The following is a 14,752-nucleotide window of genomic DNA, read 5'->3' as shown; positions in this document are numbered from 1 at the left end:
CCATCAGGGAAGAGACCCATGCCTCGCTTCGCCGCCAATCTGACGATGCTCTTCAACGAACTGCCCTTCCTGGAGCGCTTCCAGGCGGCGGCGGAAGCCGGCTTCCACGGCGTCGAGTACCTGTTCCCCTATGGCCACGACAAATACGAGCTGGCTGAGCGGCTGGAGCGCTGGCAGCTGACGCAGGTGCTGCACAATCTGCCCGCCGGCGACTGGGCGGCCGGGGAACGCGGCATCGCGATCCTGCCGGGCCGGATCAGCGAGTTCCAGCACGGCCTGTTCCAGGCGATCGACTACGCCATCAAGCTGGGCTGCAGGCAGGTCAACTGCCTCGCCGGCATCGCACCGCAAGGCGCTGAGCCCGCCAGACTCCACGAGACCCTGGTCAACAATCTGCGCTTTGCCGCCCATGAGCTGGCGCAGGAGGGCATCGCGCTCTTGGTCGAGCCGATCAACACGCGCGACATGCCCGGCTTCTTCCTGAACAGCACCGCGCAGGCGCTGAAGCTGCTCGAAGACGTCGACTCCACCAATGTCTTCCTGCAGTACGACGTCTATCACATGCAGGTCATGGAGGGTGATCTGGCGCGGACGATCGAGGCCAATCTCGATCGGATCGGCCATATCCAGATCGCCGACAATCCCGGCCGCAACGAGCCCGGCACCGGCGAGATCAACTTCCCCTTCCTGTACCGGCATCTCGACGCCATCGGCTACGCCGGCTGGGTCGGCTGCGAATACAAGCCCGCGCGCGAAACGCGCGAAGGCCTGTCCTGGCTGCCCGCGACGACGCTCGCCGCCTGACCGGTACACGGACGAACGACGCGCGAAACGGCAGGTAGCGACATGATGGATATCGGCTTCATCGGACTGGGGATCATGGGGCGCCCGATGGCAGAGCATCTGCTCGCCGCCGGCCATCGGCTGCATGGTTCCAGCCACCACAAGCCGGTGGCTCAGGACCTCGTCGAGAGGGGCGCGGTCGTCCATGCGACGCCGAAAGCGGTCGCGGCGGCGAGCGAGATCGTCTTCCTGATGCTCCCCGACACACCGCAGGTCGAGGATGTCCTTTTCTCGGCCGATGGCGTCGCCGCCGGCCTGTCGGCCGGCAAGGTCGTTGTCGACATGAGCTCGATTTCGCCGATGGCGACCAAGGAGTTCGCGCAGAGGATCGAGAGGGCCGGTGGCCTCTATCTCGACGCGCCGGTCTCCGGCGGCGAGGTCGGGGCCAAGGCGGCCAGCCTGACGATCATGGTCGGCGGGCCGGAAGCGGCCTTCGCCCGGGTGAGGCCGCTCTTCGAGCTGATGGGCAAGAACATCACGCTGGTCGGCAGCAATGGCGACGGCCAGACCACCAAGGTCGCCAACCAGATCATTGTCGCGCTGACCATTGAGGCGGTCGGCGAGGCCTTGCTCTTCGCGTCCAAGGCCGGCGCCGACCCGGGCAAGGTGCGCCAGGCGCTGATGGGCGGCTTCGCCTCCTCGAGGATTCTCGAGATCCATGGCGAGCGCATGATCAAGCGGACCTTCAACCCGGGCTTCCGCATCGGGCTGCACCAGAAGGACCTGAACCTCGCGCTGCAGAGCGCGCGCTCGCTCGGCGTGTCGCTGCCGAACACCGCGACGGCGCAGGAGCTGTTCAACGCCTGCGCTGCTCATGGCGGCAAGGACTGGGACCATTCGGCCATGGTGCGGGCGCTGGAGATCATGGCGAACCACGAGGTCGCGAGCTCATAGCCAAGGAAAGGGGAGGCCCATGAAGATCTGCATCTACGGCGCCGGCGCGATCGGCGGCTATATGGGCGTGATGCTCAAGCGCGGCGGGCTCGATGTTTCGCTCGTCGCGCGCGGTGCGCATCTGGAAGCGATCAAGGCCAGGGGCCTGACCCTCGTCACCAAGACCGAGACGATCACCGAGCGGATGCCGGCGAGCCGGGATCCGCGCGATCTCGGCCATCAGGACGTGGTGATCGTCGCGCTCAAGGCCCACCAGGCCTGGGAGGCGGCGGAGGAGCTGAAGCCGTTGCTCGGGCCGGACACCGCCGTCGTCACCGCCCAGAACGGCGTGCCCTGGTGGTATTTCTACGGGCTGGATCACCCCTATGCCGATCTGCGCCTGCGCAGCGTCGATCCAGGTGATCGGCAATGGCACGCGATCGGTCCGGAGCGCGTCATCGGCTGCACGGTCTACCCGGCGACCGAGATCACCGAGCCGGGCGTGATCAGGCACATCTATGGCGACCAGTTCGGGCTTGGCGAGCCCAACCGCCAGGAGAGCGAGCGGCTGACGCGCTTTTCCGATGCGCTCGCCGCCGGCGGCATGAAGCCGAGGCTCTTCACCGATATCCGGGACGATATCTGGCTGAAGCTCTGGGGCAATCTCTGCTTCAACCCGATCTCGGCGCTGACCCATGCGACGCTCGACATCGTCGCGACCGATCCCGGTACGCGCGCGCTCGCCCGCAAGATGATGCTGGAGGCAAAGCAGATCGGCGAAAGGCTCGGCGCCCGCTTCCGTGTCGATGTCGAGCGCCGGATCGACGGCGCGGCCGGCGTCGGCGCCCATCGCACCTCCATGCTCCAGGATCTGGAGAAGGGCCGCCCGCTCGAGATCGATGCCCTGCTCGGCGCCGTGCAGGAGATGGGGTGCCTCGTCGAGATCCCGACGCCCTATATCGACGCCGTGCTCGGCCTCGTGCAGCAGGCGGCGAGCGTGAAGGGGCTCTATCCGACCTTCCCGCCGGAGGCTTTTGCGAAGGCGCCGCAGGGAACGCGGGCGTTGCCGCTGCCCGAACTGGCGGCGTCCTGAGGCCGGAGGAGATACGAGCGATGTCGACGATCACGGCAATCCGGCAGACGGCGCGGGCGGTACCCGGAAACGCGCCGTCGCACTGGCTGCGCTTCGCACATGACGGACGCGAGGGCTTCGGCCGGCTGGAGGGGCAGCGGATCGCGGTCCATCGAGGCGACATGTTCGCGGAGGCGCGGCCCACCGGCGAGACCATGGCACTCGCCGAGGTCACGCTGCTGGCACCGACGGCGCCGTCCAAGATCATCGCCCTGTGGAACAACTTCCACGCGCTCGCCGCGAAGCTGTCCAATCCCGTTCCGGCGGAGCCGCTCTATCTGATGAAGGCTCCGTCCTGCGTGGCGGCACCGGGCGCGACGATCCCGCGGCCGCGATCCTATGCCGGCAAGGTGGTCTATGAAGGGGAACTCGGCATCGTCATCGGCCAGCGCTGCAGCGCTGTCAGCCCGTATGAGGCCGGCGCCTTCATCTTCGGCTACACCTGCGTCAACGATATCACGGCGCTGGATCTGATCGCCGCCGACCCGACATTCCCGCAATGGGTGCGGGCCAAGAGCTTCGACGGCTTTTGCCCGTTCGGTCCGGTGGTGACGAGTGGCCTCGACCCGCGCGAACTGACGGTTCGCACGCTGTTGAACGGCCAGGAGCGCCAGAACTACCCGGTCGCCGACATGGTCTTCCAACCGCACGAGCTGGTCAGCCGGCTCTCCCACGACATGACGCTGCTGCCCGGGGATCTGATCTGCTGCGGCACCTCGCTCGGCGTCGGCACGATGAAGGAGCCGGTCAACACGGTCGAGGTGGTGATCGAGGGGATCGGCACTTTGACCAACAGCTTCGTGCAGGGCGGTTGAGCTAGGCGTCTCAGTCGAAGATGTCGGCGTGCTGGTCGACGAAGGCCGCAAGGCCCAGCGTGTGGTCGCGCGACAGGCGCTCGGCCAGGGCGACGTCGCGGCGTTCGAGCGCCTCGATGATCTGCAGGTGGTCGACGATGGAGCGGCTGGCGCGGTCCTCGCGCCCGATCGTCATCTGGCGGATGCCGCGCACATGCAGCAGCAGATTGTCGGTCATCTCGACGAGCAGCTGCGACTTGCTCAGCCCGATCAGCGTCTGGTGGAAGACGAGATTGGCCGACGAGTATTCGCCGACATGGTCGGACGGCCTGTGTGCCTCGTCAAAAGCCTTGAAGAGCGTACGAAGCTTGCCGATCTCGGCATCGCTGGCCCGCTCCACGGCGAGGCGCGCGGCCATGCTCTCCAGCGCCGCCCAGGCCTGGATCATCTCGACGATCTCGCTCTTGGTCTTCTTGAGCACCATGATGCCGCGGCGCGGCATCGACTTCACCAGTCCCTCCTGCTCCAGCATGGCGACGGCCTCGCGCACCGGGGTGCGGCTGACGCCGAGCTGCTCGGAGAGCTGGCGCTCGTCGATCCAGGTCGGCTCGGGCGAGGCGTAGATGTCCATGGTGATGATCGCCTGCTTCAGCGCGGCATAGACCTTGGTCTTGAAGGTCTCCTCCGGAGCGAAGCGCTTCAGCGCAAGGCCCTGGGTCGCGGCGGCGAGAGTGGTGTTTGCGCTGGGGGCTTTCACGGTCGCGGCTCCTGCATCGCTGCAGCGCATAACGCCGTGAGCGCGCCACGTCCATGCAGGAGGTGAGGTTGGCTGCCCCTGCGGCAGCCAAAAATGAGGCCCGCGACCTTGATGGACACGGGCTCTCAGTCAGGAGGAGGCCGGATCCGCCGGTTGTCCGGCGGCTATAACGGGTTTGCCTGGTGCGGGAAGGAGACCGTCGGGAATCAGAAGGACCACTCGATCTCGGCGCAGCGCTTCTTGACGCCGACCTCGCCGTTGAGCAGCTCCACCAGCGTCTTTCCAAGGCGCGCCGGCGAGGGCGAGACCCGGATGCCGGCGGCCTCCATGGCGGCGATCTTGTCTTCCGCGCCGCCCTTGCCGCCGGAGATGATCGCGCCGGCATGGCCCATGCGGCGGCCGGGAGGCGCCGTGCGGCCGGCGATGAAGCCGACCATGGGCTTGGATCGCCCGCGCTTGGCTTCGTCCCTGATGAACTGGGCCGCTTCTTCCTCGGCCGAGCCGCCGATCTCGCCGATCATGATGATCGTCTCGGTTGCGGGATCGGCGAGGAACATTTCGAGCATGTCGATGAACTCGGTGCCCTTGACCGGGTCGCCGCCGATGCCGACGGCCGTGGTCTGGCCGAGGCCCTCGCACGAGGTCTGGAACACCGCCTCATAGGTCAGCGTGCCGGAGCGGGAGACGATGCCGACCGAGCCGGGCTTGAAGATGTTCGCCGGCATGATGCCGATCTTGCTTTCGCCGGCGGTGACGACGCCCGGGCAGTTCGGCCCGATCAGCCGAGACTTCGAGCCGCTCAGCATGCGCTTGACGCGGACCATGTCGAGCACCGGGATGCCCTCGGTGATGCAGACGATCAGCGGGACCTCGGCGTCGATCGCCTCGCAGATCGCATCCGCCGCGCCCGGAGGCGGCACATAGATGACGGACGCCGCTGCGCCTGTCTTCGCCCTGGCTTCCGCGACGGTGTTGAAGACCGGCAGGCCGAGATGGTTCTGGCCGCCTTTCCCGGGGGCGACGCCGCCGACCATCTTGGTGCCGTAGGCGATCGCCTGCTCGGAGTGGAAGGTGCCGTTCTTGCCGGTGAAGCCCTGGCAGATGACCTTGGTGTTCTTGTCGATCAGGATGGACATGTTTGTTCCCCCTCACGTCTTGCGCACGGCGGCGACGATCTTTTGCGCCGCGTCGTCGAGGTCATCGGCCGGGATGACGTTGAGCCCGGAGGATCGGATGATCGCCTTGCCCTGCTCGACGTTCGTTCCCTCCAGCCGCACCACCAGCGGCACTTCGAGTCCGACCGTCTTCACCGCCGCGATGACGCCGCGGGCGATGACGTCGCACTTCATGATGCCGCCGAAGATGTTGACCAGGATGCCTTTCACATTCGGATCGGCGGTGATGATCTTGAAGGCTGCGGTGACCTTCTCCTCGGAGGCGCCGCCGCCGACATCGAGGAAGTTCGCGGGGCTTTCGCCGTAGAGCTGGATGATGTCGAGCGTCGCCATGGCGAGGCCGGCACCGTTGACCATGCAGCCGATCGTGCCGTCGAGCGCGATATAGGCGAGGTCGTGTTTGGAGGCCTCGATCTCCTTGGCGTCCTCCTCCGTCTCGTCGCGCAGATTGTAGACGTCCGGGTGCCGGTAGAGGGCGTTGTCGTCGAACGAGATCTTGGCGTCGAGGCAGCGCAGCTTGCCGTCCTTGGTGACGATCAGCGGGTTGATCTCGAGCATCGCCATGTCCTTGGCGATGAAGGCCGCATAGAGCTTCGCCGTCAGATCCTCGGCCTGCTTGGCGAGGTCGCCGGACAGGCCGAGCGCCTCGGCGACCGTTCGGCCGTGCAGCGGCATGGCGCCGATGGCAGGGTCGACCGAGAAGGTCTTGATCTTCTCGGGCGTGTCATGGGCGACCGCCTCGATGTCCATGCCGCCCTCGGTCGAAACCACGAACGCGACGCGCGAGGTCTCGCGGTCGACCAGCGCCGAGAGATAGAACTCGCGGTCGATCAGCGAGCCGTCCTCGATATAGAGCCGGTTGACCTGCTTGCCGGCCGGGCCGGTCTGCACGGTGACGAGCGTGCGGCCGAGCATCTGGTCGACGAACGACTTCGCTTCCTCGATCGATTTCGCCAGGCGCACGCCGCCCTTCTCGCCGGCCTCCGGCTCCTTGAAGGTGCCCTTGCCGCGGCCGCCGGCATGAATCTGGGACTTCACCACCCAGACCGGCCCGCGCAAGCGCTTCGCGGCGGCGTCGGCATCCTCGGTCGAGAGCACCGGGAAGCCGTCCGGGACAGGTACGCCGAATTCTCTCAGTAACCCCTTCGCCTGGTATTCATGGATGTTCATCGCGATCTCTCTCGAATGTCGGGGAGAGCGACCGGGCCTTTCCGAGGCGCCGGCCATTCGGAACACAAGCCTTGACGATTTTATGGGGCCGCTGCCCTCCTGCAGGAAGGCAGCGGCGGTCACGCGGTGCGTGTGGCCGACGGCGGGCGGAATCCGGACGTCGGCGGAAGCGGGAGCCTGGCGCTCAGCCCTTGATCAGGCCGGCAGCGCGCGCCCACTTGTACTTGGCGCCCAGCACCTCGACTGGCGTTTCCGTGGTGTACGGATAGGCCACGATGCCGTGGTCGTAGAGCTTCTCGCAGGCCTTCTCGACTTCGACATCGCCGACCAGCGAGGCGACGATCGGCTTGTCGATGCCCTTGGCGCGCGCCTCGGTGACGACCTCGATCATCTTGTCGGCGAAGACCAGCGGCGGGGTCACGATCGTGTGCCAGTAGCCCAGGATCAGCGCGTGGATGCGCTCGTCGTTGAGGCCGAGCCGGACCGTGTTCTGGTAGGTCAGCGGCGGCTCGCCGCCGGTGATGTCGACCGGGTTGCCGGCCGCGCCGAAGGGCGGGATGAACTTGCGGAAGGCCGCGTCGAGATCGTCCGGCATCTTCATCAGCGTCAGGCCGTTGTCGAAGCAGGCATCCGAGAGCAGCACGCCGGAGCCACCGGCGCCGGTGATGATCAGGACGTTTTCGCCCTTGGGCGCCGGCAGGACCTGCACGCCGCGGGCATATTCGAGCATGCCGCGCAGCGAGGGCGCGCGGATGACGCCGGAAGCCTTGAGGATGTCGTCATAGATCTTGTCGTTGCCGGCGAGCGCGCCGGTATGGGAAGCGGCGGCTTTCGCGCCATAGGCCGTACGGCCGGCCTTCAGCACGATCACCGGCTTCTTCTTGGAGACGCGCTCGGCGACCTCGGAGAAGGCGCGGCCGTCCTTCAAATCCTCGCAGTGCATCGCGATGACCGAGGTGTTCGGGTCCTGCTCGAAGAAGGTCAGGAGATCGTCCTCGTCGAGGTCCGACTTGTTGCCGAGTCCGACGATCGAGGAGACGCCCATCTTGGTCGAGCGGGCAAAACCGATGATCGACATGCCGACGCCGCCGGACTGCGAGGACAGGGCCGCCTTGCCCTTGACGTCGAACGCCGTGCAGAAGGTCGCGCAGAGGTTCTCCGGCGTATAGTAGAAGCCGTAGATGTTCGGCCCCATGATCCGGACATTATGCTTGCGGGCGGTGGCGAGCAGCTCTTCCTGCAACTCCGGCTCGCCCGATTCCGCAAAGCCGGAGGGGATCATCACCGCGCCGGGCACGCCCTTGCGGCCGACCTCGTCCATGGCGCCGTTGCAGAGCTTGGCCGGAACGGCGAAGACCGCGACGTCGACAACGCCGTCATAGTCGAGGATCGACTTGTAGGCCTTGATGCCCTCGATCGTGTCGGCCTTCGGGTGCACCGGAACGATGGTGCCCTTGTAGCCGCCATTGATCAGGTTCTTCATCACCGAATTGCCGATCTTGCCGGCTTCGTTGGAGGCGCCGATCACCGCCACGGCCTTCGGATGGAAGATGCGGTTCATCGCCGTGACGATGGCATCCTGGTCCGGGCGGAAGCGTTCCTTGCGCGCCTCGAAATTGCAGACGATGCGGGCATCGACCGCGGTCGCGCCGGATTTCGTCGCGAACACGGGGTTGAGGTCGAGCTCCTCGATCTCCGGGAAGTCCTCGAGCAGAGCCGAGACCTGGACAAGGATGGCGGCGAGGGCGTTGCGGTCGACCGGATCGCCGCCGCGCACGCCGTCGAGCATCTCCTTGGCCTTGATCGAGCCGATCATGTCGAGCGCCTGCGCTTCATTGACCGGCGCGAGGCGGAAGGTCAGGTCCTTCAGCACCTCGACCAGGATGCCACCGAGACCGAACGCCACGAGCTTGCCGAAGGACGGATCGGTGATCGCGCCGACCAGCGTCTCGGTCGCGCCCGAGGGCAGCATCTGCTGGACCTGGATGCCCTCGATCTTGGCGTCGGCCTTGTACTTTTTGGCATTGGCTAGGATCGTGTCATGGGCGGAGCGGGCCTCGGCGTCGCTCTTGACGCCGACGATCACGCCCCCGGCATCCGTCTTGTGCAGGATGTCCGCCGAGACGATCTTCATGACGACGGGGTAGCCCATCCCGCTCGCCAGTTTGACGGCCTCGTCGGCCGATTTGGCGAGGCCTTCTTTGGGCAGCGGGATGTCGTAGGCGTCGCAGACCAGCTTGGCCTCGGGGGCGGTCAGGCCGGTGCGGCCATCTGCCTTGACCCCGTCCAGGACCTTGCGGACGGTCGCCTGGTCTCCTGCTGTTTCACCGGGTTTGATCTTGAGGGCAGCCTGCGTCGCCATGATGCACTTCCTCCCTTGGAATCTTCTTTTGCCGATCCTCGTCGGGCTGCCCGTTTTTCGGTGCGTCCGCCTGGTTCGGGATCTTGATTGGTATTTGGCATGCCAATCCATGCCGCTGTCAAGAGGGGAGTGAGGGTCCGAATCTGAGAAGGTGAGTGGTGTGTGCGGATGCCCCACGGGCGGTTGTTTTCAATCTGGCATTATGCATGCCAGAGGTTGGCACCTTAGAATCTTTCGGATATCGTCGCGCTTTGCCGCAAGTGCTGGGATAACAGCACGGGGCAGACGGGGCCTTGGTTCCCGGTGGGGAGGACGGTTCGGCCTATGAGCGGGCAGCACAGCCAGAATGTCCATGCTTTCGAGCATCCCGGCCTCGGCCGGAAGCGCGCCAGATCGACACCCAAGGGCCGGCAGGTCGAGCCTCGTGCGCTGCAGGAGATCGCCGAGCTGCTCGGCGAGCGCCCGCGCCGGCGCGACCTTCTGATCGAGCACCTGCATCTGATCCAGGACCGCTATCACCAGATCTCGGCGGCGCATCTGGCGGCGCTGGCCGACGAGATGCGGCTCTCTTTCGCCGAGGTCTTCGAGACCGCGACCTTCTACGCCCATTTCGACATCGTGAAGGAGGGCGAGCCGACGCTTCCGCCGCTGACCGTGCGCGTCTGCGACAGCCTGACCTGCGCGATGCATCGCTCGGAAGAGCTGCTCGAAAGCCTGACCAATGCGGTCGGCCCGTCGGTCCGGGTCGTCCGGGCGCCCTGCCTCGGCCTGTGTGATCAGGCGCCCGTGGCGGAAGTCGGCCATCACTTCATCCATGCCGCGACGACGCAGAACGTCCTCGCCGCGATCGAGGCCGGCGACACACACCCGCACATGGCCGATTACGTCGACTACGACGCCTATCGCGCGGGGGGCGGCTACGGCCTGCTCGACAGCCTGCGCTCCGGCGAGCGCAGCGTCGATTCGATCCTCGCCATCCTCGACGATTCCGGGCTGCGCGGCCTCGGCGGCGCGGGCTTTCCGACGGGCCGCAAATGGCGGGCCGTGCTCGGTGAGCCGGGCCCGCGCCTGATGGCGGTCAATGGCGACGAAGGCGAGCCCGGCACCTTCAAGGACCGGCACTACCTCAACACCGATCCCCACCGCTTCCTCGAAGGCATGCTGATCGGCGCTCACGTCGTCGCGGCCACCGATGTCTACATCTACCTGCGCGACGAGTATCCGCTGGCGCGAGAGATCCTGACGCGCGAGATCGCCAAGCTGCCGCCGGGCGGGCCGGCCATCCATATGCGCCGCGGGGCAGGGGCCTATATCTGCGGCGAGGAATCCTCGCTGCTGGAAAGCATCGAGGGCAAGCGCGGGCTGCCGCGGCACAAGCCCCCCTATCCCTTCCAGGTCGGGCTCTTCGGCCAGCCGACGCTGATCAACAATGTCGAGACGCTCTACTGGATCCGCGACATCGTCGAGAAGGGCAATGGCTGGTGGAACTCCCATGGCCGCAACGGCCGCACCGGCCTGCGCAGCTATTCGGTCTCGGGCAGGGTCAAGGAGCCTGGCGTCAAGCTCGCCCCGGCCGGCGTCACCATCCGCGAGCTGATCGACGAGTTCTGCGGCGGCATGCAGGACGGCCACCGCTTCCACGCCTATCTGCCGGGCGGCGCTTCCGGCGGCATCCTGCCGGCGCGGATGGACGACATTCCGCTCGATTTCGGGACGCTGGAGAAGCACGGCTGCTTCATCGGCTCGGCGGCGGTCGTCGTGCTCTCCGACCATGACGACATCCGCGGCGCGGCGCTCAACCTGATGCGCTTCTTCGAGGATGAGAGCTGCGGGCAGTGCACGCCCTGCCGCGCCGGCACGCAGAAGGCGGTTGTGCTGATGCAGCGCCCGGTCTGGGACCAGGACCTGCTCGGCGAGCTTTCGCAGGCGATGCGCGACGCCTCGATCTGCGGGCTCGGCCAGGCGGCCTCGAACCCTTTGACCTGCGTGATGCGTTACTTCCCGGAGGAATTCATGACGAGGGATGCCGCCGAATGACCCAGGGCATCAGCTTCGAACTGAATGGCGAGCGCGTCGAGGCCGCCTATGGCGAGACGATCTGGCAGGTGGCGCAGCGCTTGGGCACCGCGATCCCGCATCTCTGCTACTCGCCGGAGCCCGACTATCGGGCCGACGGCAATTGCCGCGCCTGCATGGTCGAGATCGAGGGCGAGCGCCTGCTCGCCGCCTCCTGCATGCGCAAGCCGACCGTCGGCATGAAGGTCCATACCGGGACCGAGCGGGCCGAAAAGGCCCGCAAGATGGTGATGGAACTGCTCGTCGCCGACCAGCCGGCGCGCGAGACTTCGCACGATCCGACCTCGAAATTCTGGAACTGGGCCGAGCGGACCGGCGTCACCGAAAGCCGCTTCCCCGCGGCCCGGCGCTGGAGTTCGGATGTCAGCCACACCGCGATGAGCGTCAATCTCGACGCCTGCATCCAGTGCGGCCTGTGCGTGCGAGCCTGCCGCGAGGTCCAGGTCAACGACGTGATCGGCATGGCCTATCGCAGCGCCGGCGCCAAGATCGTCTTCGATTTCGACGACCCGATGGGCCAGTCGACCTGCGTCGCCTGCGGCGAATGCGTGCAGGCCTGCCCGACCGGCGCACTGATGCCGGCCGCCTTCCTCGACGAGAACCAGACGCGCACCGTCTGGCCCGACCGCAAGGTCGATTCGCTCTGCCCCTATTGCGGCGTCGGCTGCCAGGTCACCTACAACGTCAAGGACGAGGAGATCGTCTACGCCGAAGGCCGCGACGGCCCGGCCAACCGCAACCGGCTCTGCGTCAAGGGCCGCTTCGGCTTCGACTACATCCATCACCCACACCGACTGACCAAGCCGCTGGTGCGCCTGCCCAACATGCCCAAGGACGCGCGCGACCAGGTCGATCCCGCCAATCCCTGGACCCATTTCCGCGAGGCGTCCTGGGAGGAGGCGCTCGACCTCGCCGCAAAGGGGCTGAACCGCATCCGCGACGAGAAGGGCCGCAAGGCGCTCGCCGGCTTCGGCTCGGCCAAGGGCTCGAACGAGGAGGCTTATCTCTTCCAGAAGCTGGTGCGCACCGGCTTCGGCTCGAACAATGTCGACCATTGCACCAGGCTCTGCCACGCCTCCTCGGTGGCGGCCCTGATGGAGGGCGTCAATTCCGGCGCGGTCACCGCGCCGTTCGCGGCCGCGCTCGACGCCGAGGTGATCATCGTCATCGGCGCCAACCCGACCGTGAACCATCCGGTGGCGGCGACCTTCATCAAGAACGCGGCCAAGAAGGGCACCAGGCTCATCGTCATGGATCCGCGCCGGCAGACGCTCTCGCGCCATGCCTGGAAGCACCTCGCCTTCAAGCCGGGCAGCGACGTCGCCATGCTGAACGCGCTGCTGCACACCATCATCACCGAGGGCCTGACCGACGAGCAGTACATTGCCGGCTACACCGAAGGCTATGAGCGGCTGAAGGAGAGCATCCAGGCCTTCCCGCCGGAGAAGATGGAGGCGGTTTGCGGCATTCCCGCCGAGACGCTGAAGGAGGTCGCGCGCGCCTATGCCCGCTCGCGCGCCTCGATCATCTTCTGGGGGATGGGTGTCAGCCAGCACATCCACGGCACCGACAATGCCCGCTGCCTGATCGCGCTCGCCATGGTCACCGGCCAGATCGGCCGTCCCGGCACCGGGCTGCATCCGCTGCGCGGCCAGAACAACGTCCAGGGCGCCTCCGATGCCGGCCTGATCCCGATGGTCTATCCGGACTATCAATCGGTCGAGAAGGACGCCGTTCGCGCGATCTTCGAGGATCTCTGGGGGCAGTCGCTCGATCCGAAGCGGGGCCTCACCGTCGTCGAGATCATGGATGCGATCCATGCCGGGCAGATCAACGGCATGTATATCGAGGGCGAGAACCCCGCGATGTCGGATCCGGACCTCAACCACGCCCGCGAGGCGCTGGCGATGCTCGACCATCTCGTGGTGCAGGACCTGTTCCTGACCGAGACCGCCTTCCACGCCGATGTCGTGTTGCCGGCTTCCGCCTTCGCCGAGAAGGTCGGCACGTTCACCAATACCGACAGGCGGGTCCAGATGGCCCGTCAGGTCCTGCGTCCGCCGGGCGATGCCCGGCAGGATTGGTGGATCATCCAGGAGATCGCCCGGCGCATGGGCTGCGGCTGGAACTATGACGGCCCGGCCGACGTCTTTGCCGAGATGGCGCTGGTCATGCCGTCCTTCCGCAACATCACCTGGGAGCGGCTGGAGCGGGAGGGGGCGGTGACCTATCCGGTCGACGGACCGGACCAGCCGGGCAACGAGATCATCTTCGCCCGCGGCTTCCCGACCGAGAGCGGCCGGGCGAGGATCGTGCCGGCCAAGATCGTGGCGCCGGACGAAGTCCCGGATGACGAGTATCCGATGGTGTTGTCGACCGGCCGCGTGCTCGAGCACTGGCATACGGGCTCGATGACCCGGCGCGCCGGCGTGCTCGACGATCTCGAGCCGGAGGCTGTGGCGCTGATGTCGCCGCGCGATCTCGGCCGCCTCGGCATCGTGCCCGGCGGTTTCGTCAGGCTGGAGACGCGCCGCGGCGCCGTCGCCGTCAAGGTGCGCTCCGACCGGGACGTGCCGCAGAACATGGTGTTCCTGCCGTTCTGCTATGCGGAGGCGGCGGCGAACCTTTTGACCAATCCGGCGCTCGATCCGTTCGGGAAGATCCCGGAGTTCAAGTTCTGCGCGGTCAGGGCGCTTCCGGTCGATCAGGCGCTGACCACGGCGGCCGAATAAGGCCCGGCGCGCAGCACACTGCGCGAACTGTGAACACAGCAGGGCGATTCTGCGCATCCACCATCGGCATGGTGGATGCGTCCCGGCACGACTCTGCCCGGACATCCGAACGACCCGACAATGGCGGTTCAACGCTCGTCGAAGCACTGGTTCGCCGACGCATCTCGCCGACCGAGGAAAACGAAGTGGGCCGGGCGTCGTGCGCCCGGCCCGCTTTGGCAGAGACAGTGAAGGTCAATAGCCGAGGGCGGTTTCCAGCGGCCCCTTCGGCAGCGGAACCAGGAACCAGACCTCGAACATCATGAAATTGACGATCGCGATGCTGAGCGAGATCGTCAGGGCCTTCCACACCGGGAACTTGCCGAAGAACACCATGAAGGCGCCGATATAGATCGCGGCCGAGACATAGATGCCGATATAGTTCGTCGCGAGCACGAAGATGACGGCCGGAACGAAGATCGCCGCCATCCGCTTGATGCCAGGAACGCTCGTCGCTGTCTGAGCGCCTGCTTCGGTATGCGGCAGCGCATGGGCCAGGTTGACGAGCGAGGCGATCCCCATGGCGAGGACGATGTAGAAGGGGAAGAGGCCCGGCTGCGGTCCCACGTTTGGCTTCCAGGCGATGCCGAGGCGCAGGCTGTCAGTCATGACGATCGCGCAGACGACAAGGAAGAATAGCGCCACGGCGATATCCAGCGTGCGGTAGCTGAAGAGCGGGCGACCTTCGGCTTCTTCGTTGCTGCTCATTGTGTTGCTCCTCGCGGGCTCCTGCCCCGGCGCGTAGGCTCTGTGATGGTTGGCAGACCGGAGCGCGAACGCTTGCGCCGCGCTCCGGTAT

General features: G+C 66.5%; 11 protein-coding genes. 6 read left to right on the top strand and 5 right to left on the bottom strand.

All coding sequences use genetic code 11. The annotated features are described in order from the left end of the window. Positions 1 to 18: 18 nt before the first annotated feature. Genes hyi through AC1REK_RS24315 form a run of 4 tightly spaced genes read left to right on the top strand, consistent with a single transcriptional unit; the run spans position 19 to position 3,663 of the window. Positions 19 to 804, top strand: a complete 786-nt coding sequence (gene hyi / locus AC1REK_RS24330; protein WP_492269628.1) for a hydroxypyruvate isomerase — start codon at positions 19 to 21, stop codon at positions 802 to 804. A 42-nt stretch (positions 805 to 846) separates the two neighbouring features. Further along, positions 847 to 1,737: a 2-hydroxy-3-oxopropionate reductase gene (gene glxR, locus AC1REK_RS24325; protein ID WP_492269629.1), complete on the top strand. Its 891-nt coding sequence runs from the start codon at positions 847 to 849 to the stop codon at positions 1,735 to 1,737. A 19-nt stretch (positions 1,738 to 1,756) separates the two neighbouring features. Further along, positions 1,757 to 2,809 (top strand): 2-dehydropantoate 2-reductase, encoded by a 1,053-nt coding sequence (locus tag AC1REK_RS24320; protein ID WP_492269630.1) that lies wholly within the window; start codon positions 1,757 to 1,759, stop codon positions 2,807 to 2,809. A gap of 20 nt (positions 2,810 to 2,829) precedes the next feature. Further along, positions 2,830 to 3,663 carry a fumarylacetoacetate hydrolase family protein gene (locus tag AC1REK_RS24315; RefSeq protein WP_492269631.1) on the top strand — a complete coding sequence of 278 codons (834 nt, stop codon included), beginning with the start codon at positions 2,830 to 2,832 and terminating at the stop codon, positions 3,661 to 3,663. 10 nt (positions 3,664 to 3,673) lie between these two features. Here AC1REK_RS24315 and AC1REK_RS24310 read toward each other — a convergent pair whose 3' ends face one another. The 4 genes from AC1REK_RS24310 to AC1REK_RS24295 all read right to left on the bottom strand — a co-directional run bounded on the left by AC1REK_RS24310 (position 3,674) and on the right by AC1REK_RS24295 (position 9,106). Continuing rightward, the gene (locus AC1REK_RS24310) at positions 3,674 to 4,399 is read right to left on the bottom strand and encodes a GntR family transcriptional regulator (RefSeq protein WP_327522838.1); all 726 of its coding nucleotides are present in this window, start codon (positions 4,397 to 4,399) and stop codon (positions 3,674 to 3,676) included. Positions 4,400 to 4,605: 206 nt separating this feature from the next. Next, positions 4,606 to 5,535 (bottom strand): succinate--CoA ligase subunit alpha, encoded by a 930-nt coding sequence (sucD, locus tag AC1REK_RS24305; protein WP_327522839.1) that lies wholly within the window; start codon positions 5,533 to 5,535, stop codon positions 4,606 to 4,608. Between the two features lie 12 nt (positions 5,536 to 5,547). After that, on the bottom strand, positions 5,548 to 6,744 hold the full coding sequence (gene sucC, locus AC1REK_RS24300) for an ADP-forming succinate--CoA ligase subunit beta (protein WP_492273826.1): 1,197 nt from the start codon (positions 6,742 to 6,744) through the stop codon (positions 5,548 to 5,550). 184 nt (positions 6,745 to 6,928) lie between these two features. Then, a complete protein-coding gene (locus AC1REK_RS24295; RefSeq protein WP_492269632.1) occupies positions 6,929 to 9,106 on the bottom strand; it encodes an acetate--CoA ligase family protein in 2,178 nt (725 codons plus the stop codon). A gap of 324 nt (positions 9,107 to 9,430) precedes the next feature. Here AC1REK_RS24295 and AC1REK_RS24290 point away from each other — a divergent pair, with 324 nt between their 5' ends. Together AC1REK_RS24290 and fdhF are read left to right on the top strand one after the other, a co-directional pair. Then, positions 9,431 to 11,143, top strand: coding sequence for an NAD(P)H-dependent oxidoreductase subunit E (locus AC1REK_RS24290; protein WP_492269633.1), 1,713 nt, complete (start codon positions 9,431 to 9,433; stop codon positions 11,141 to 11,143). Then, a complete protein-coding gene (fdhF, locus tag AC1REK_RS24285) occupies positions 11,140 to 13,914 on the top strand; it encodes a formate dehydrogenase subunit alpha (RefSeq protein ID WP_492269634.1) in 2,775 nt (924 codons plus the stop codon). The genes AC1REK_RS24290 and fdhF overlap by 4 nt, the downstream gene beginning before the upstream one ends. 234 nt (positions 13,915 to 14,148) lie before the next feature. Here the strand turns inward: fdhF and AC1REK_RS24280 are convergent, their stop codons facing one another. After that, a complete protein-coding gene (locus tag AC1REK_RS24280; protein ID WP_316016336.1) occupies positions 14,149 to 14,661 on the bottom strand; it encodes a tripartite tricarboxylate transporter TctB family protein in 513 nt (170 codons plus the stop codon). Positions 14,662 to 14,752: the final 91 nt, after the last annotated feature.

This window comes from Allobosea sp. GW823-FHT02B03 (genome assembly GCF_058797755.1).
This window is presented reverse-complemented; position numbering and strand designations above follow the sequence as displayed.